The 18,268-nt window shown below is 68.2% G+C and carries 16 protein-coding genes; 8 read left to right on the forward strand and 8 right to left on the reverse strand.

The window, feature by feature from the left end; translation table 11 throughout:
• Positions 1-11 precede the first annotated feature (11 nt).
• A complete protein-coding gene (locus AB0L91_RS08465; protein WP_365011222.1) occupies positions 12-350 on the forward strand; it encodes a GNAT family N-acetyltransferase in 339 nt (112 codons plus the stop codon).
• Positions 347-1,336: a pirin family protein gene (locus AB0L91_RS08470; RefSeq protein WP_365008303.1), complete on the forward strand. Its 990-nt coding sequence runs from the start codon at positions 347-349 to the stop codon at positions 1,334-1,336. Before AB0L91_RS08465 ends, AB0L91_RS08470 begins: the two co-directional genes overlap by 4 nt.
• Before the next feature lie 37 nt (positions 1,337-1,373).
• Here AB0L91_RS08470 and AB0L91_RS08475 read toward each other — a convergent pair whose 3' ends face one another.
• Together AB0L91_RS08475 and AB0L91_RS08480 are read right to left on the reverse strand one after the other, a co-directional pair.
• On the reverse strand, positions 1,374-1,853 hold the full coding sequence (locus tag AB0L91_RS08475; protein ID WP_355273790.1) for an SRPBCC family protein: 480 nt from the start codon (positions 1,851-1,853) through the stop codon (positions 1,374-1,376).
• Positions 1,850-2,182, reverse strand: a complete 333-nt coding sequence (locus AB0L91_RS08480) for a metalloregulator ArsR/SmtB family transcription factor (RefSeq protein ID WP_357342625.1) — start codon at positions 2,180-2,182, stop codon at positions 1,850-1,852. The genes AB0L91_RS08475 and AB0L91_RS08480 overlap by 4 nt, the downstream gene beginning before the upstream one ends.
• A 125-nt stretch (positions 2,183-2,307) precedes the next feature.
• Between AB0L91_RS08480 and AB0L91_RS08485 the strand changes: the two genes are divergently transcribed.
• Together AB0L91_RS08485 and AB0L91_RS08490 are read left to right on the forward strand one after the other, a co-directional pair.
• Positions 2,308-3,561 carry an FAD-dependent oxidoreductase gene (locus tag AB0L91_RS08485; RefSeq protein WP_365008307.1) on the forward strand — a complete coding sequence of 418 codons (1,254 nt, stop codon included), beginning with the start codon at positions 2,308-2,310 and terminating at the stop codon, positions 3,559-3,561.
• A gap of 122 nt (positions 3,562-3,683) precedes the next feature.
• Entirely contained in the window at positions 3,684-4,304 is a 621-nt protein-coding gene (locus AB0L91_RS08490; protein WP_365008310.1) for a hypothetical protein, read from the forward strand.
• A 4-nt stretch (positions 4,305-4,308) separates the two neighbouring features.
• Here the strand turns inward: AB0L91_RS08490 and AB0L91_RS08495 are convergent, their stop codons facing one another.
• Positions 4,309-5,151, reverse strand: coding sequence for a helix-turn-helix transcriptional regulator (locus AB0L91_RS08495; protein ID WP_365008312.1), 843 nt, complete (start codon positions 5,149-5,151; stop codon positions 4,309-4,311).
• A 101-nt stretch (positions 5,152-5,252) separates the two neighbouring features.
• On the opposite strand from AB0L91_RS08495, the gene AB0L91_RS08500 reads away from it, so the two are divergent.
• Positions 5,253-6,269, forward strand: a complete 1,017-nt coding sequence (locus AB0L91_RS08500) for an aldo/keto reductase (RefSeq protein WP_365008315.1) — start codon at positions 5,253-5,255, stop codon at positions 6,267-6,269.
• A 61-nt stretch (positions 6,270-6,330) separates the two neighbouring features.
• Positions 6,331-7,017: a hypothetical protein gene (locus AB0L91_RS08505; protein WP_357342620.1), complete on the forward strand. Its 687-nt coding sequence runs from the start codon at positions 6,331-6,333 to the stop codon at positions 7,015-7,017.
• Here AB0L91_RS08505 and AB0L91_RS08510 read toward each other — a convergent pair.
• Complete coding sequence (locus AB0L91_RS08510; protein ID WP_355273809.1) at positions 7,014-7,544, reverse strand: CGNR zinc finger domain-containing protein; 531 nt, start codon at positions 7,542-7,544, stop codon at positions 7,014-7,016. The two genes, AB0L91_RS08505 and AB0L91_RS08510, sit on opposite strands and share 4 nt — an antisense overlap.
• 38 nt (positions 7,545-7,582) lie before the next feature.
• On the opposite strand from AB0L91_RS08510, the gene AB0L91_RS08515 reads away from it, so the two are divergent.
• A complete protein-coding gene (locus AB0L91_RS08515; RefSeq protein ID WP_365008317.1) occupies positions 7,583-8,575 on the forward strand; it encodes a DMT family transporter in 993 nt (330 codons plus the stop codon).
• Position 8,576: 1 nt separating this feature from the next.
• Here the strand turns inward: AB0L91_RS08515 and cynS are convergent, their stop codons facing one another.
• Complete coding sequence (cynS, locus tag AB0L91_RS08520) at positions 8,577-9,026, reverse strand: cyanase (RefSeq protein WP_365008320.1); 450 nt, start codon at positions 9,024-9,026, stop codon at positions 8,577-8,579.
• A gap of 156 nt (positions 9,027-9,182) precedes the next feature.
• On the opposite strand from cynS, the gene AB0L91_RS08525 reads away from it, so the two are divergent.
• On the forward strand, positions 9,183-10,007 hold the full coding sequence (locus AB0L91_RS08525; RefSeq protein ID WP_365008322.1) for a formate/nitrite transporter family protein: 825 nt from the start codon (positions 9,183-9,185) through the stop codon (positions 10,005-10,007).
• A gap of 9 nt (positions 10,008-10,016) precedes the next feature.
• Here AB0L91_RS08525 and AB0L91_RS08530 read toward each other — a convergent pair whose 3' ends face one another.
• The 3 genes from AB0L91_RS08530 to AB0L91_RS08540 form a co-directional block, all read right to left on the reverse strand.
• A complete protein-coding gene (locus AB0L91_RS08530) occupies positions 10,017-10,556 on the reverse strand; it encodes a hypothetical protein (protein WP_365008325.1) in 540 nt (179 codons plus the stop codon).
• Positions 10,557-10,691: 135 nt separating this feature from the next.
• On the reverse strand, positions 10,692-14,645 hold the full coding sequence (locus AB0L91_RS08535) for a DNA-directed RNA polymerase subunit beta' (RefSeq protein ID WP_365008327.1): 3,954 nt from the start codon (positions 14,643-14,645) through the stop codon (positions 10,692-10,694).
• A 100-nt stretch (positions 14,646-14,745) separates the two neighbouring features.
• Complete coding sequence (locus AB0L91_RS08540; protein WP_355273827.1) at positions 14,746-18,246, reverse strand: DNA-directed RNA polymerase subunit beta; 3,501 nt, start codon at positions 18,244-18,246, stop codon at positions 14,746-14,748.
• Between the last annotated feature and the right edge of the window lie 22 nt (positions 18,247-18,268).

Here is an 18,268-nt window from a genome sequence, read left to right on the forward strand (position 1 = left end):
AGCGCAAGAAGATGTCCGAGACCACCCCCGCCGCCCAGCCCGCGTCGACCGAGCCGGAGCGCCGCGTCGTCAACAACCCGGCGAAGAACCGCTACGACGTGTTCTACGACGGCGAACCGGCCGGCTTCGCCGAGTACATCGAGCGCGACAACGACACCGATTTCATCCACACCGAGATCGACGGCGCCTACGCGGGCAAGGGACTGGGCGGCGTGCTCGCCCGCCAGGCCGTCGAGGACGTGATCGCGCGCGGTCGCACCATCACCGCGCACTGCCCGTTCATCCGCGGCTGGCTCGACAAGCACCCCGAGTACGACGCGCACGTCGTCGGCAAGGGCATCGCCAAGTGAGCGATATGGAGCTCGATCCCGCCGAGGCGCTGTGCGAACCGTCGCCGAGTCCGGGACCGATCACCGAGCTGTACCCCGCCAGGGAGGTACCGCTGGGTGGCGTGCGCGGTGTGTACGTGGAACGCACCCTGCCGCAACGTGATCTGCCGACCGTCGGCGCGTGGTGCTTCCTGGACCGGTTCGGTTCGCCGACCGTCACCCGGACCGGCGCGTCGCCCGATATCCTCCCGCACCCGCACATCGGCTTGCAGACGGTGACCTGGCCGTTCGACGGCCGGATCCGGCACCGGGATTCGGTGGGCTCCGACGTCGAGATCGAGCCGGGTCAGCTGAACCTGATGACCTCGGGTCGCGGCATCGCGCATTCGGAATTCGGGGTCCCCGGCGCGCACGCGGGCAACGGCTTGCAGCTGTGGATCGCCCTGCCCGGCACCGCGACCGGCGTCGAACCGCATTTCGAGCAGCATCGCGAGCTGCCCGGGTACGAGGAGCCGGGGCTGCGGGCCACCGTGCTGATCGGCTCGCTGGGCGGTGTCACCTCGCCGGCGCGGGCCTACACCCCGATCGTCGGGGCCGATATCGTGCTCGACCCCGGCGCCGAGGTGCGGCTGCCGCTGGAACGCGCGTTCGAGCACGCGGTGCTGGTCGTCGAGGGCACGGTCGTCGTGGACGGCACCGAGCTCACCGCCGGACCCTTGCTGTACCTGGGCACCGACCGGGCCGAACTGCGCCTGGCATCCACCGAGGGCGCGCACTTCGCGCTGATCGGCGGCGAGCCGTTCGCCGAGGAGCTGGTGATGTGGTGGAACTTCGTCGGCCGCAGCCACGACGAGATCATCGCGGCCCGCGATGCCTGGGAATCGCACGACACCAGCCGTTTCGCCGGGGTGGTCGGCCATCCGCCCGAGGAGCGGATCCCCGCTCCGCCGCTGCCGCCGCTGCGCTTGAAGCCGCGCAAACGGGCCACCGGCTGCGCCCACCGCTGATCCGGCACCGCCTGCCGCGGTGCCGGATCAGCGATCGCTAGCGGCCCTCGGCCAGCAGTACGTCGAGGGCGCGGTAGCTGTCGTTGAGGCCGCCTTCCATCCCGGAGGCGAGCATGCCCGCGCATTCCTCGGCGGTGTGGAAGATACTGTCGGTGACCACCCTGGTGCGGCCGTTGCCCAGGTCGACGAAGGTGGTCGAGTCGATCGAGATGTGCGCGGGCATGCCGTCCCATTCGAAGGACTGCACGATCCGCTCCTTCGGGGTGATCTCGCGGAAGCGGCCCTCGAATCCGTAGGACTCGTCGCCGTCGTGCTCGACGAAGCGCCAGTGCCCGCCCTTGCGGAATTCCCAGCGTTCGACGTCGACCACATGCCCGCGGCCCCACCAGCGCGAGAGCTGCTCGATCCGGCTGTAGGCGTTCCACACCCGGTCCAGCGGTGCGTCGAAATCGCGTTCGATGTGGACTTCGCGGTCCGAGGTCGAGGTGATGACCGCGTCGTTGGTCGTTGTGCTCATTGCTCTGGCTCCGTTCGTTCGAGGAATTCACCGAGACGGTCCATCCGGGCTTCGAGCATCTGCCGATAACCCTGCATCCAGGCCACCTCCCGGTCGAAGACGTGGTCACCGATCCGGCAGTACCGGACCCGCCCGCGCTTCTCGGTGACCACCATGCCCGCGTTCTCCAGCAGACCGATGTGCTTCTTGATGCCGGTCAAGGTCATCTCGAAGCGCTCGGCCAACTCGCTGATACTGGCGGGCCCACGCCCGAGTCGCTCGAGGATGCCCCGCCGGGTGGGGTCCGCGAGCGCCCCGAACGAGGCATCCAGGAAGTCATACTGAACCATCTAGTTCAGTATTGCGCGCCCACCTCCGGCCGTCAAGGGCTGCCCGGAATTTCCGAAAACCATGGACCGCGCCCGGATTCGCCTACTACGCTTTGTCGTAGACAATGGCGTTCGAGGGGGTTCTGATGGACAAGACCACGTGCTGCATCGTCGGCGGCGGACCGGCGGGCACGATGGCGGGCCTGCTGCTGGCCAGGGCGGGCGTCGAGGTGACGGTGCTGGAGAAGCACCCCGACTTCCTGCGGGATTTCCGCGGCGACACCGTGCATCCGTCGACCGTGCGGCTGCTCGACGAACTCGGCCTCGGCCCGGACTTCGCCCGGCTGCCCCAGTCCGCGCTGACCAGGATGTGCATGTACGCGGGCGACCGGATGGTCGTCGCCGCCGATCTCACCCGGATCCCCGGCCGGTACCGGCACATCGCGATGGTCCCGCAGTGGGATTTCCTCGATCTGCTGGTCCGCGCCGCCGCCACCGAACCGACCTTCACGCTGCGCATGCGCTCGACCGTCACTGGGCTGATCCACGAATCCGACACGGTCACCGGCGTGCGCTACCGCGACGTCGACGGCATCGAGCACACCCTGCGCGCCGACCTGGTGCTCGCCTGCGACGGCCGCGATTCGGTGGCGCGCGAGGCCGCCGGCCTGCGTCAGCGGACCGAGGACGTACCGATGGACATGTGGTTCTTCCGCATCCCGAAATCCGCCGACGACACCGAGGGCGGCGCGGTACTGGCCCGCTTCACCAGCGGGAACTCCGCGGTGGCGATCGACCGCGGCGACTACTACCAGACCGGCTACATCATCGAGAAGGGCCACGACGCGACGCTGCGCGCGGCCAACGACGTGGCCTGGCTGCGCGACCGGATCACCGAACTGTTCGGCTGGTCCGCCGAGGCGACCGCGGCGATCGGCTCCTGGGACGACGTCAAGCTGCTCGAGGTGACGGTCGGCATGCTCGACCGCTGGTACGTGCCCGGCCTGCTGTGCATCGGCGACGCCGCGCACACGATGTCGCCGGTCGGCGGTGTCGGCGTGAACCTGGCGATACAGGACGCCGTCGCCGCCGCGCGGCTGCTCGCCCAGCCGTTGCTCGACGGCACGGTGGGCCTCGCCGACCTGGACAAAGTGCAGCGCAGGAGGATGCTGCCCGCGAGTTTCACCCAGCGTTCCCAGCGCGGCGAACACGACCTGCTCATCGCCCCCGCCCTGCGCGGGACCCTGCACACCGCTCCCCTCCCGCTGCGAGTCGTCGACGCGGTGCCGGTCCTGGCCGGGCTCACCGCGTACCTGGGCGGTATCGGCCTGCGCCCGGAACACGCACCGGAGTTCGCCCGTCGTCCACCCACGGCCGATCTGTCGTCCGCGGCCCGCTGACCATCGGCCCCACCCACGCGGGCGACAGTCCGACAACTTTCCGAAAAGCGTGCCAGCGGTTAGGTTTGCCGCGACGGACGGGACGATCGGCTCCCGGATGGGACAGCGGGAGGCTTGGCGGGATGAGGATCGGCACGGGGATCGGCGCGGCGCTGCTGGCTATGGGGGTCACCCTGGCGGGTACGGGAGTGGGCGCCGCCGAGCCAGAGCAGCCCGGCATCCAGCTGCGCGGGGTCGACAAGGACGTGAACTACCAGGTCGGCGTGTCCGAGGATCGACGCGCCGTGGTGACCACGCTCGACGCGGGCCGGTTCCAGCTGGTGCACGACGCGACGGTCGTCACCGTCACCGATGCCGCGGGCACGGTGATCGCCGCGCTGCCGATGGTCGTGCGGCTCGGCGAGCACGAGGTGCCGCTGACGCCCGCCATCGACGCGGCGGGCACCAGCCTCACCCTCACCCCGATCGGCGAATCCGACACCCCGGTGCGCGACATCAGCGCCCAGGAACGCTTCTTCGCCGAGACCCAGCGGCTGCAGCCGGAGATCATCCAGGGCGCGGTGATCGGGGCCGCGATCGGCTTCGTCCTCGGGTTCCCGCTCGGGCTGTTCGTCCTCGATTTCATCACCGTGCCGGTGGCGACCGTGGCGGGTGCCGCGATCGGCGCGCTGGCCGGATACGCGCTGGCGGGCGGGCAGCCCGCCGTCGACACCGCGCTCGCCTACGTCACCGGGGCGCCCTGACGCCTCACGCCGGGCTGAGCCGCTGGGTGCCGATCACCCGCAGCAGCGCCATCTTCTCCGCCGCGTCGGTGCCGGGCCGGGGCAGGTAGACCAGCAGGCGCTGGGCCGCGTTCCGGGTCACCAGCACCTCGCAGACGGTGTCGATCAGCCCCACCTCGGGATGGACGAAGCGTTTGGCGTCGGTGACCCGCACCGCCACTTCGTGTTCGTTCCACAGCGCCTCGAATTCCGGGCTGTTGCGCCGTAACTCGGCGATGTAGTGGGTGACCTCGGGGTCGTCGGCCCGGCGCGCCGCGGTGGCGCGCAGGTCGGCGACGTGGCTGCGGCCGAGCCGGTCCCAATCCTCTTCCGGGAAGACGGTTCTGGCGGCGGGATCGGTGAACCAGCGCCAGGCGTAGTAGCGATCGAGCCCGCTGCGGTCGCCGTGGTCGCCCGCCAGCAGGGTGTGCATACGGTTCTGCACGAGCACCTCACCCAGCTCGGTGACCACCGCGGCCGGCGTGTCGTCGAGCTTGGACAGCATGTGCAGCAGCCCGGGTCCGACGTGCTTGTCCCGCAGCTCGCGGTCCGGCGACGGGTGCCCGCACAGGTGGAACAGGTGGTCGCGTTCGTCGGCGCTCAAGCGCAGGGCCCTGGCCAGCGCGGTGAGCACCTGGGTCGACGGACGCGGACCGCGCGCCTGCTCGAGCCGGGTGTAGTAGTCGGTCGACATGCCGGTGAGCAGGGCGACCTCGTCGCGGCGCAGGCCCGGCGTCCGGCGGCGCACCCCGGGCGGCAGGCCGACGTCGGCGGGCGTGAGCTGTTCACGATGCCTGCGCAGGAAGTCGGCGAGCTCGGTGCGGTCCATGCCTCCATGGTGCGCCGACCGCACGCCGCCCAACCAGGGACCGGCGATCCCCCGATGCGCGCTCTCTGCCGCGCGCCGCCCTGCCCGCGCAGGCTGAGGTCATGACGAACTCCCCGCACTCCCCCTCGACCACCCTCGGTCACGGCGGCCCCCGCGTCAGCCGCATCGGCCTCGGCGCGATGGGTATGTCCGGCATGTACGGCGCCACCGACGACCGCGAATCCACCGCCACCCTGCACGCCGCGATCGACGCGGGCATCACCCTCATCGACACCGGCGACTTCTACGGCGCGGGCCACAACGAACTGCTGATCGGCAAGGCCATCGCCGAACGAGCCCGCGAGGACGTGCTGCTCAGCGTGAAGTTCGGCGCGCTGCGCGGCCCCGACGGCTCGTTCGCCGGCTTCGACGGCAGGCCCGCCGCCGTCCGCAATTCCCTCACCTACAGCCTCACCCGGCTCGGCGTCGACCACATCGACATCTACCGCCCGGCCCGGCTCGACCCCGATGTGCCGATCGAGGACACCGTCGGCGCCATCGCCGACCTGGTCGAGGCGGGCTACGTCCGCCACATCGGCCTGTCCGAAGTCGGCGCCGACACCCTGCGCCGGGCCGCCGCGGTGCATCCGATCGTCGACCTGCAGATCGAGTACTCGCTGATCACGCGCGGCATCGAGGACGAGATCCTGCCGGTGGCACGGGAACTCGGCGTCGGCATCACCGCCTACGGCGTGCTCTCCCGCGGCCTGCTCAGCGACACCTTCCGCGCGGGCGGCGCGCCCGCCGACGCCGCCGACTTCCGCACCCACAGCCCGCGCTTCCAGGGCGAGAACCTCACGCGGAACCTGCGTTTGGTCGACGCGCTCGCCGACATCGCCGCCGCACACGGTGTTTCGGTGGCGCAGCTGGCGATCGCCTGGGCGCTGAGCCGGGGCACCGACATCGTCCCGGTGATCGGCGCCCGCACCCGCGCCCGGCTGACCGAGACGCTCGATGCCCTCGCCGTCTCGCTCACCCCGGCGGAACTGGCCGACCTAGAGGCCGCAGCACCTGCGGCCTCGGTCGCGGGCGATCGCTACGCGCCCGCACAGATGGCGGCGCTCGACAGCGAGCGCTGAGGGCCGTGCGGACTCTCCGCTACCGTTGACGGAAGGAGAGTTCACACGTTGTGAGTGGGTGGTGAGAGACGTGTTCGACCCGCTGGCCGATATCGATCGGGCCCTGGCCGAGCAGGCGGGCTGGACCTGGTTCGACGACTACCTGCTGTACACGTGCGGCGTGGTCGAACTGCTCGCCGCGGGCCACGGCGACCGGATCCCGTCCACCGCGACCAGGGTCCGGCTCGATCCCGGCGAGATCTGCTTCGCCGACGGCGGCGTGCAGTGGTTCACCTGGCGTGGACCGGGCACCGGCAAGTGGGTGCGCGGCCAGGTACGGGCCGACGGGCGGACCCCGCTCGGCGCCGTCGCGCACCTGGGCAACGCGGTGCGCAACGAGTCACGGCGGCTGCGGGCCGAGGCCGCGGCGCAACCGCGCTGGGTGGCCGAGCGCCCCGGGTCGGCGATGATCTCCGATCGGCGGATCCACCTGGCCAATCCGGAGCGGTCGTTCTCGCTGCACTGGTCGGCGCTGGAGAGCGTCGACCTGACCGCGCCCGATCTGGTCGGCTGCCGGTTCCCCGACCGCGGCGGGGCCATGCAGCAGTTGCAGATCCGGAGTGCTTGGGCGCCACTGATCTTCGTCACCGCGGCCCTGCGGCATTTCCCCCACCATCCCCTGCTGCGCACCGGGACGTGGCTGCCCGCCGGCTTCGAGGACAAGTGCCATCTGGCGGGCAAGAAGTGCCCGAAGGTGCGCTCGCTCTAACGCTGCCTGGCCCGATAGGCCGCGACCGCGTTGCGGTTGCCGCAGGCGGTGCTGCAATAGCGGCGGGACCGGTTGCGGGACAGGTCGAGGACCAGGCCGTCGCAGGTGTCGTCGGCGCAGATCGACAGGCGGCTCAGGTCGTCGGCGCGGATCAGGTCGATCATGGCCATCGCGGTCTCGACGGCGATGCGGACCGGCAGCGGGGCCTCGGGCGGGACGGCGTGCACGTGGTAGTCGACGTCACCGTGCCGGACCAGCTGCGGGACCGCGCGGTGCTCGGCCAGGGTCTCGTTCACCAGGACGACCGCGCTGTCCCGGTCGCTGGTGAGCATCCGGCGCAGCGGGGCGCGTAACGCCCGCACCGCGGCCAGTTCCGCGGCGTCGCCGGTGTGCACACCGGTGTAGACGTGCCGCACGAAGAACTCGTCGAGCTGGTCGGCGCCGGTGAGGGTGTCGGGGTCCTCCGCGGAATTGACCAGTTCGACCGCCGCCAGCAGCGCCGCCTCGGTGTCATGAGCGAAAACCACGTTGACATATTACCGCAGCCTCCTTACCGTCATTAGTCATGGCGACTTTGACTCATGACGGATTGGCGAGCAGCCGAATCCGCACCGGCCTGCTCTTCGCGCTGGCCTCCGCCACCTCGTTCGGCCTGTCCGGCCCGCTCGCGCGCGGCCTGATGAACGCGGGCTGGAGCGCGGCCGCCGTGGTCGCCGCGCGGGTGCTGCTCGCCGGAGTCGTCCTGCTCCCCATCGCCCTCCCCCAGCTACGCGGCAACTGGAATCTGGTGCGCGCCAACGCGACCCTGATCGGGCTGTACGGACTGCTCGCCGTCGCGGGCACCCAGCTGGCCTATTTCAACGCGGTCGCGCACATGGAGGTCGGCGCCGCGCTGCTGATCGAATACACCGCGCCGATCGCCGTCGTCGGCTGGATGTGGGCGCGCCACCGCCAGCGCCCCGGCGCGGCCACCCTCGCCGGAGCCGCGCTCGGCATCACCGGGCTGCTGCTGGTGCTCGACATCCTCGCCGGGGTGTCCACCGATCCCATCGGCATCACCTGGGCGCTGGCCGCGATGATCGGCGCCGCGGCGTACTTCGTGCTCTCCGCCCAGGGCGGCGAGTTGCCCGGCACGGTGCTGGCGGCGGGTGGCCTGCTGATCGGTGGGGTCACGCTGATCCTGGCCGGCCTGGTCGGCATCGTGCCCCTGCGCGCCACCACCGCGACGGTCGTGTTCGACGACTTCAGCACGCCGTGGTGGGTGCCGATCCTGCTGATCGGCGTCGTCACCGCCGCGATCGCCTACGTCACCGGCATCGCCGCCACCCGCCGCCTCGGCTCCCGGCTCGCCTCGTTCGTCGCGCTCACCGAGGTGCTGGCCGCACTGCTGTTCGCCTGGGCCCTGCTCGGCGAGGCACCGCGCCCGATCCAATTGCTCGGCGGGGCGCTGATTCTCGCCGGCGTGATCATCGTCCGCCTCGGCGAACCCGAACCGCTGCCGGTCGGCGATCCCGAGGCACGGGCCGTCGCCGAGGTGCCCGCGCGCCCCGAGGCCTGATCTACCAGCGGTAATCGAGGAACTTGCCGTCGAGGGTGATGACGACGCGGTCGCCGTCGGGGTGCGGGCGGCGGGCGATGTCGATGTTGAAGTTGATGGCGCTCATGATGCCGTCGCCGAATTCCTCGTGGATCAACGCCTTGAGCGCCGGGCCGTAAACCGAGACGGCCTCGACGAGGCGATAGATGGTGGGATCGGCCAGTTGCGCCGGGTCCGCGCCGCGCGACGGCTGCAGGCGCAGACTCTCCGCGACCGTCTCGTCGAGCCCGAGCAGCGCGCAGACCGCGGCCGCCTGCTCCTCGGTCATCGGGTGCTGACCGAGCAGGGCCGCCGTCGTCCAGACCAGCGGCGCGCCCAGCGATTCCGCGATAGCGGCCCAGGTCAGGCCCTTGCGGATGCGGGCGGCGACGACGAGGTCGGCGGCGGCGGACTTGCTCATGATCGGTTGCATTCGGGCTCCTCGGTCGGGGACCCCGCCAGCCTGCCATCCGCCCACACTCGACCGCCATAGTGGAATACCACTATTTACCGAGCGGCAACTTCCGGTGATCGCGAGGCAATCTCGACCGCGAAAACTACTGTGCTGGAAGCACTACGAAGGGGTCGTATGTCCTATCTCAAACCAGCGGACTTCGTCGAGAAGATGGTCGACGCGGGCGAAGCCAAGGCGTTCATGTCCACCAGGGACACCGTGATCCGCGCCTACATGGCGGGCGCGATCCTCGCCCTCGCCGCGGCGTTCGCGGTCACCATCACCGTCAACACCGGCCAGCCACTGCTGGGCGCCGTCCTCTTCCCGGTCGGCTTCTGCATGCTGTACCTGCTCGGATTCGACCTGCTCACCGGCGTTTTCACGCTGGTGCCGCTGGCCTTGCTGGACAAGCGCCGCGGCGTCACCGTGCGCTCGATGCTGCGCAACTGGGGCCTGGTCTTCGTCGGCAACTTCGCCGGCGCGTTCACCGTCGCCGTAATGATGGCGATCATCCTGACCATGGGCTTCTCCATGGACCCCAGCGCCGTCGGTCAGAAGCTCGGCGAAATCGGCGAGTCCCGCACACTCGGCTACGCCGAATACGGCGGCGCGGGCATGCTCACCCTGTTCATCCGCGCCGTCCTGTGCAACTGGATGGTCTCCACCGGCGTGGTCGCCGCCATGATGTCCACCTCGGTCTCCGGCAAGGTCATCGCGATGTGGATGCCAATCATGCTCTTCTTCTACATGGGCTTCGAACACTCCATCGTCAACATGTTCCTCTTCCCCTCCGGCCTCCTCCTCGGCGGCGACTTCTCCCTGGGCGACTACCTCCTCTGGAACGAAATCCCCACCGTGGTAGGCAACCTCGTAGGCGGCCTCACCTTCGTAGGCCTCACCCTCTACGCCACCCACGCCCGCACCGCCCCCACCCGCCAACCCAACCCAACCCAGACGTAACCGATCGGCCTACAGCTCTTCCGATGCATGTACGGACGGGTCGGGGTACTTGTACGCCGACCGAATCCACTCCACACGCGGACGGCCGCCGACTCCGTCGAACTCGAGAAAGACCGTGTGTTGGTAGCCGAGTTGCTGGCGGAACGCGCAAAGCTTCACGTAGTCGTGCTCGCGTCCCTTCTTCGTCACCCGCCCTTTCTTGGCTTCGAGTACCAGCAAACAGCGTGGTGATGTCAGCCCTCGGGGATCGTGGACGATCAAATCCGGTATCACCGCACGGAAATCGTCCTCGCCGTCCCCTTCTCGGAACTTCCAGAGCTTCTTCCGAATCGCACCAGTACCGTGACGCCAGATCCGGTCGTACTCGACATCCGCCCGCCAGCTGCCCGGAAGCCCCGCAATCCCCTGGTTGATCGCGGAGGCGATGTGCGCCACGACAGTGCGCTCGTGCACATCGTCTTGAACAAGGTCAGGACATTGCGCCCAGACCTGTCTGATCGCAGTATGAACCAGCCTTTGCACCTGTGGCTCACCGATGGAGTCCGTCACCAACGCATCGTCGCACGGCGTACAGACATATCGACGACGGTCACCGTGTGCGGCCAGGATGAATAGCGGCAACTACCAACCAAAACGGCCCCCGCTCCGGAGAGCGGGGGCCGAATTGTTGTGCCTGGCTAGGACTTAGCGGTAGTCGCTGAAGCCGTAGTCGTCCAGCGGCACCGCGGCACCGGTGGAGGAGCCGAAGCTGTCCGGCGAGTAGTAGGTGTCGTCGTAGGACGGCACCGCGTACGCGGCGGCGCGGGCTTCTTCGGTCGGCTGCACCTGGATGTTGCGGTAGCGGTTGATACCGGTACCGGCCGGGATGAGCTTACCGATGATCACGTTCTCCTTCAGGCCGATCAGCTTGTCGGAGCGGCAGTTGATGGCCGCGTCCGTCAGCACTCGGGTGGTCTCCTGGAAGGAGGCCGCCGACAGCCACGAATCGGTGGCCAGCGACGCCTTGGTGATACCCATCAGCACCGGACGGCCGGAGGCGGGCTCGCCACCCTCGGCCACCACGCGACGGTTCGAGGCCTCGAACTCGGCGCGCTCGGTGAGCGAACCGGGCAGGAACTCGGTCGCACCCGAATCGATGATCGTCACGCGACGCAGCATCTGGCGCACGATGACCTCGATGTGCTTGTCGTGGATCGACACACCCTGCGAGCGGTAGACCTCCTGGACCTCGTGGACCAGGTGGACCTGCACCTGACGGGGACCCATCACGCGCAGCACCTCGTGCGGATCGGCAGCGCCCTCGAGCAGCTGCTGACCCACCTCCACGTGGTCACCGTCGGCCAGCAGGCGCTCGGTGCCGTCGTCGTGCTTGAACACCCGCAGACGCTGACGCTTCGAGAGCTTGTCGTAGACGACCTCGTCCGACCCGTCATCAGGGATGATCGTGATCTTGTAGAAGCGGTCGTCGTCCTCGAGCCGCACGCGACCCGAGACCTCGGCGATGGGCGCCTTGCCCTTGGGCACACGAGCCTCGAAGAGCTCCTGCACGCGGGGCAGACCACCGGTGATGTCGTCACCCGCGACACCACCCTGGTGGAAGGTACGCATGGTCAGCTGGGTACCCGGCTCACCGATGGACTGGGCGGCGACGATGCCGACGGCCTCGCCGATGTCGACCAGCTTGCCGGTGGCCATCGAGCGGCCGTAGCAGGTGGCGCAGACGCCGGTGCCGGTGGTGCAGGTCAGCACGGAGCGGACCTTCACCTCGGTGATACCGGCCTCGAGCAGCGCCTCCAGGGCCGGGTCGCCGAGATCGGCGCCCTTGGCCACGACGACGTTGCCGTTCGCGTCGACCGCGTCGGTCGCCAGGGTGCGAGCGTAGGTCGAGGTCTCGACGTGCGCGTCCCGGATCAGCGAGCCGTCGGCCTGCTTCTCCGCGATCGGCACGACGATGCCGCGCTCGGTGCCACAGTCGTGCTCGCGCACGATGACGTCCTGCGAGACGTCCACCAGACGACGGGTCAGGTAACCCGAGTCGGCGGTACGCAGCGCGGTGTCGGCCAGACCCTTACGAGCACCGTGGGTGTTGATGAAGTACTCGAGCACGGTCAGGCCCTCACGGAACGAGGACTTGATCGGGCGCGGGATGAACTCACCCTTCGGGTTCGTCACCAGGCCCTTCATACCGGCGAGGGTACGGGTCTGGGTGAAGTTACCGGTCGCGCCCGAGTCGACGATCGTGATGATCGGGTTGTCGGCCGGGTAGTGCGAACGCAGCGCCGTACCGACCTCTTCGGTCGCTTCCTGCCAGATCTTGACCAGGGCGTTGTTGCGCTCCTGGTGATCGAGCGCACCACGCTGGTACTTCTTCTCGATCTGATCCGCCATGGCCTCGTACCGCTCCATGATGTCGGCCTTCTCCGGCGGAACGAGCACGTCCGACATGGAGACGGTGACACCCGAACGCGTGGCCCAGTAGAAGCCGGCGTCCTTGAGCTTGTCGACGGTCTGCGCGACGACGATCATCGGGTAGCGCTCGGCCAGATCGTTGATGATCGTGGCCTGCCGCTTCTTCGGCATCGGCTCGTTGATGAACGCGTAGTCCGCCGGGAGCAGATCGTTGAACAGCACGCGACCCAGGGTGGTCTCGGCCAGCCACGCGTCACCGCGGTGCCAGCCCTCCGGGAACAGCTCCGCCTCGATCTCGCGCGGCGGGCGCTGCTCGGTGAGACGCACCTTGATCATCGAACGCACGGTCAGCTCACCGCGGTCGACGGCCATCTGGGCCTCGGCGGGCGAGGAGTACACGCCCGACTCCGGCTCGTCCTTGCCGCCGGCCTGGTAGGTGCCGACACCCTTCTCGTCGAGACGAGTCAGGTAGAACAGGCCGGTCACCATGTCCAGACGCGGCATCGCCAGCGGGCGACCCGACGCCGGGGACAGGATGTTGTTCGACGACAGCATCAGGATGCGCGCCTCGGCCTGCGCCTCCGCCGACAGCGGCAGGTGCACGGCCATCTGGTCACCGTCGAAGTCGGCGTTGAACGCCTCACACACGAGCGGGTGCAGCTGGATGGCCTTGCCTTCGACCAGCTGCGGCTCGAAGGCCTGGATACCCAGGCGGTGCAGGGTGGGCGCGCGGTTCAGCAGCACCGGGTGCTCGGCGATGACCTCTTCGAGGACATCCCACACCTGGGGACGCTGACGCTCGACCATCCGCTTGGCGGACTTGATGTTCTGCGCGTGGTTCAGGTCGACCAGACGCTTCATGACGAACGGCTTGAACAGCTCGAGCGCCATCAGCTTGGGCAGACCACACTGGTGCAGCTTCAGCTGCGGACCGACCACGATGACCGAACGGCCCGAGTAGTCGACACGCTTGCCGAGCAGGTTCTGACGGAAACGACCCTGCTTGCCCTTGAGCAGATCGCTCAGCGACTTCAGCGGGCGGTTACCCGGACCGGTGACCGGGCGACCACGACGGCCGTTGTCGAACAGGGCGTCGACCGACTCCTGCAGCATCCGCTTCTCGTTGTTGACGATGATCTCGGGCGCGCCCAGATCGATCAGTCGCTTGAGGCGGTTGTTGCGGTTGATCACGCGGCGGTACAGGTCGTTCAGGTCGGAGGTGGCGAAGCGGCCACCGTCGAGCTGGACCATCGGGCGCAGCTCCGGCGGGATCACCGGAACGGCGTCGAGCACCATGCCCATGGGCGAGTTGCCGTTGGCCTGGAAGGCCGCGACGACCTTGAGCCGCTTGAGCGCGCGCAGCTTCTTCTGGCCCTTGCCCGAGCGAATGGTCTCGCGCAGGTTCTCGGCCTCGGCGTCGATGTCGAAGTTCTCCATCAGCTTCTGGATGGACTCCGCACCCATGGCGCCGGTGAAGTACTCGCCGTAGCGGTCGACGAGCTCGCGGTAGAGCACCTCGTCGACGATGAGCTGCTTGACCGACAGCTTGGTGAAGGTCGTCCAGATCTCGTCGAGGCGGTCCAGCTCGCGCTGGGCGCGGTCGCGCAGCTGACGCATCTCGCGCTCGCCGCCGTCCTTGACCTTGCGGCGCACGTCGGACTTGGCGCCCTCGGCCTCCAGCTCGGCCAGGTCGGCCTCGAGCTTCTGCGCGCGGGCCTCGAGGTCGGCGTCGCGCTGATCGGCGACGGCCTTCTTCTCGACCTCCATCTCGGCCTCGAGGGTGCTGAGCTCGTTGTGGCGCAGCTCCTCGTCGACACCGACGATGACGTAGGCGGCGAAGTAGATGATCTTCTCGAGATCCTTCGGCGCCAGATCCAGCAGGTAGCCCAAGCGCGACGGAACGCCCTTGAAGTACCAGATGTGGGTGACCGGTGCGGCCAGCTCGATGTGGCCCATCCGCTCACGACGCACCTTGGCGCGAGTCACCTCGACGCCACAGCGCTCACAGATGATGCCCTTGAAGCGGACACGCTTGTACTTGCCGCAGTAGCACTCCCAGTCCCGGGTGGGGCCGAAGATCTTCTCGCAGAAGAGCCCGTCCTTCTCCGGCTTGAGCGTGCGGTAGTTGATGGTCTCCGGCTTCTTGACCTCGCCATAGCTCCACTGGCGGATGTCTTCAGCGGTGGCCAGGCCGATCCGGAGTTCATCGAAGAAGTTGACGTCTAGCACGTAACTTCCTTTCCCCTGTTCGGGTCGAATTCGAGCAAAAGTTCACTAGTTGATCGTGCGCGGTGCGCGGTGCGGGACGAGCCCGCACCGCGCGTACCACCTAGTTCGCCAGATCGTCGACTGTGGCCGCTTCGTTCCTGGACAGGTTGATGCCCAGGTTCGCCGCGGCGCGCTCCAGATCCTCGTCGTCGCCGTCACGCATCTCGATCGCGGCGCCGTCCGAGGACAGCACTTCCACGTTGAGGCACAGCGACTGGAGTTCCTTGAGGAGCACCTTGAACGACTCCGGAATGCCCGGCTCCGGAATGTTCTCGCCCTTGACGATCGCCTCGTAGACCTTCACGCGGCCGACCACGTCGTCGGACTTGATGGTCAGGAGCTCCTGCAGCGTGTACGCCGCGCCGTAGGCCTGCATGGCCCAGCACTCCATCTCACCGAAACGCTGACCACCGAACTGCGCCTTACCACCCAGCGGCTGCTGCGTGATCATCGAGTACGGACCGGTCGAACGGGCGTGGATCTTGTCGTCGACCAGGTGGTGCAGCTTCAGGATGTACATGTAACCGACCGCGACCGGGTACGGGAACGGCTCGCCGGAGCGGCCGTCGAACAGGGTCGCCTTGCCGTTCTCGTCGACCATGCGCTCACCGTCACGGTTCGGCAGGGTCGAGCCGAGCAGACCGGTCAGCTCCTCGTCGCGGGCACCGTCGAAGACGGGGGTCGCGATGTTGGAGTCGGCCGGGGCACCCAGCATCTCCTCCGGCAGGTTGGCCGCCCAGTCCGGACGGGTGCCGTCGGTCGCCACGTCGACATTCCAGCCGGCCTTACCGATCCAGCCCAGGTGGGTCTCCAGGATCTGGCCGATATTCATACGACGCGGAACACCGTGGGTGTTCAGGATGATGTCGACCGGGGTGCCGTCGGGCATGAACGGCATGTCCTCGGTGGGGAGGATCTTGCCGATGACGCCCTTGTTGCCGTGGCGGCCCGCGAGCTTGTCGCCGTCCTGGATCTTGCGCTTCTGGGCCACGTAGACGCGGACCAGCTCGTTGACACCGGGCGGCAGATCGTCGTCGTCCTCGCGCGAGAACACGCGGATGCCGATGACCTTGCCGGACTCGCCGTGCGGCACCTTCAGCGAGGTGTCGCGCACCTCGCGCGCCTTCTCACCGAAGATCGCGCGGAGCAGGCGCTCCTCGGGGGTCAGCTCGGTCTCGCCCTTCGGGGTGACCTTGCCGACCAGGATGTCGCCGTCGCGAACCTCGGCGCCGATGCGGATGATGCCGCGCTCGTCCAGGTCGGCCAGCACCTCGTCGGAGACGTTCGGGATGTCCCGGGTGATCTCCTCGGCGCCCAGCTTGGTGTCGCGGGCGTCGATCTCGTGCTCTTCGATGTGGATCGAGGTGAGAACGTCCTCTTCCACGAGGCGCTGCGACAGGATGATCGCGTCCTCGTAGTTGTGGCCTTCCCACGGCATGACGGCGACAAGAAGGTTCTTGCCGAGCGCCATCTCACCGTTCTCGGTGCAGGGGCCGTCCGCGAGGACCTGCCCCTTCTCCACCCGCTGGCCCTCGTCCACGATCGGACGCTGGTTGGAGCAGGTGCCCTGGTTCGAGCGGTTGAACTTGCGCATCCGGTAGGACTTGCGGCTGCCGTCGTCGGCCATCACGGTGACGTAGTCGGCCGAGACCTCCTCGACCACACCCGGCTTCTCGTTCACCACGACATCGCCGGCGTCGACCGCGGCGCGCAGCTCCATGCCGGTGCCCACGATCGGGGACTCGGAACGGATCAGCGGCACGGCCTGACGCTGCATGTTCGCGCCCATGAGGGCACGGTTGGCGTCGTCGTGCTCGAGGAACGGGATCATGGCCGTCGCGACCGACACCATCTGGCGCGGCGAGATGTCCATGTAGTCGACCTGCGCCGGGGTCACGAACTCGACCTCTTCGCCGGCGCGCCGCACGAGGACCTTCTCCTCGATGAAGCGGCCCTGCGCGTCGACCGGGGAGTTGGCCTGCGCGCGGACGTAGCGGTCTTCCTCGTCGGCGGTGAGGTACTTGACCTCATCGGTGACGGCGCCGTCGACGACCTTGCGGTACGGGGTCTCGATGAAACCGAACGGGTTCACCCGCGCGTACACCGACAGCGAACCGATCAGGCCGATGTTCGGGCCTTCCGGGGTCTCGATCGGGCACATGCGGCCGTAGTGCGACGGGTGGACGTCGCGGACTTCCAGGCCGGCGCGCTCACGGGACAGACCACCCGGGCCCAGCGCCGACAGGCGGCGCTTGTGGGTCAGACCCGACAGCGGGTTGTTCTGGTCCATGAACTGCGACAGCTGGGAGGTTCCGAAGAACTCCTTGATCGCGGCGACGACCGGGCGGATGTTGATCAGGGTCTGCGGCGTGATCGCCTCGACGTCCTGAGTCGTCATCCGCTCGCGGACCACGCGCTCCATGCGGGACAGGCCGACCCGGATCTGGTTCTGGATCAGCTCGCCGACGGTGCGCAGACGACGGTTGCCGAAGTGGTCGATGTCGTCGATCTCGACGGGGACCTCTTCGCCACCGGGGGCGGTCATCGAGCGATCACCGGCGTGCAGACGCACCAGGTACTCGATGGTGGTGACGATGTCTTCCTTGGTCAGCACCGAGGAGGTCACCGGCTCGTGCACGTGGATGCCGAGCTTCTTGTTGATCTTGTAGCGACCGACGCGCGCCAGGTCGTAGCGCTTCTCCTTGAAGAACAGGTTCTCCAACAGGGTCTGCGCGGACTCCTTGGTCGGCGGCTCGCCCGGACGCAGCTTGCGGTAGATGTCGAGCAGCGCCTCGTCCTGGCCGGGGGTGCTGTCCTTCTCCAGGGTGGACATCATGATCTCGGAGAAGCCGAAACGCTCGACGATCTCCTCGGTGGTCCAGCCCAGCGCCTTGAGCAGCACGGTGACCGGCTGACGGCGCTTGCGGTCGATGCGCACGCCGACGGTGTCGCGCTTGTCGACGTCGAACTCCAGCCACGCGCCGCGCGACGGGATGACGCGCACGCTGTGCAGGTCCTTCTCGGTGCCCTTGTCGATGCTGTGATCGAAGTAGACGCCCGGGGAGCGGACCAGCTGCGAGACGACGACGCGCTCGGTGCCGTTGATGATGAAGGTGCCCTTGTCGGTCATCATCGGGAAGTCACCCATGAAGACCGTCTGGCTCTTGATCTCACCGGTGTTGTTGTTGATGAACTCCGCGGTGACGAACAGGGGCGCCGCGTAGGTCATGTCCTTCTCTTTGCACTCTTCGATGGAGGCCTTGACCTCTTCGAAGCGCGGATCGGAGAACGACAGGGACATCGAACCGGAGAAGTCCTCGATCGGCGAGAGCTCCTCGAGCACCTCCTCCAAGCCGCCTGCGAGACCGACGTCGCCGCGTGCGGCCGCCTTCTCACGCCAGTCGGGGGTACCGACCAACCAGGCGAACGAGTCCGTTTGTAGGTCGAGAAGTCCGGGCACCTCCAAGGGCTCACGGATCTTCGCGAACGAAACCCTCAACGGGGCTCCGGGGATTCCAGCCTTGGTCTGGGTGGAGACTGCCAAGATGCGTCCTTCCAGCACCTCACGCGCGTCGCGTGGTGGT

This window comes from Nocardia sp. NPDC051833, from assembly GCF_040681225.1.
Classification (GTDB): Bacteria; Actinomycetota; Actinomycetes; order Mycobacteriales; family Mycobacteriaceae; genus Nocardia.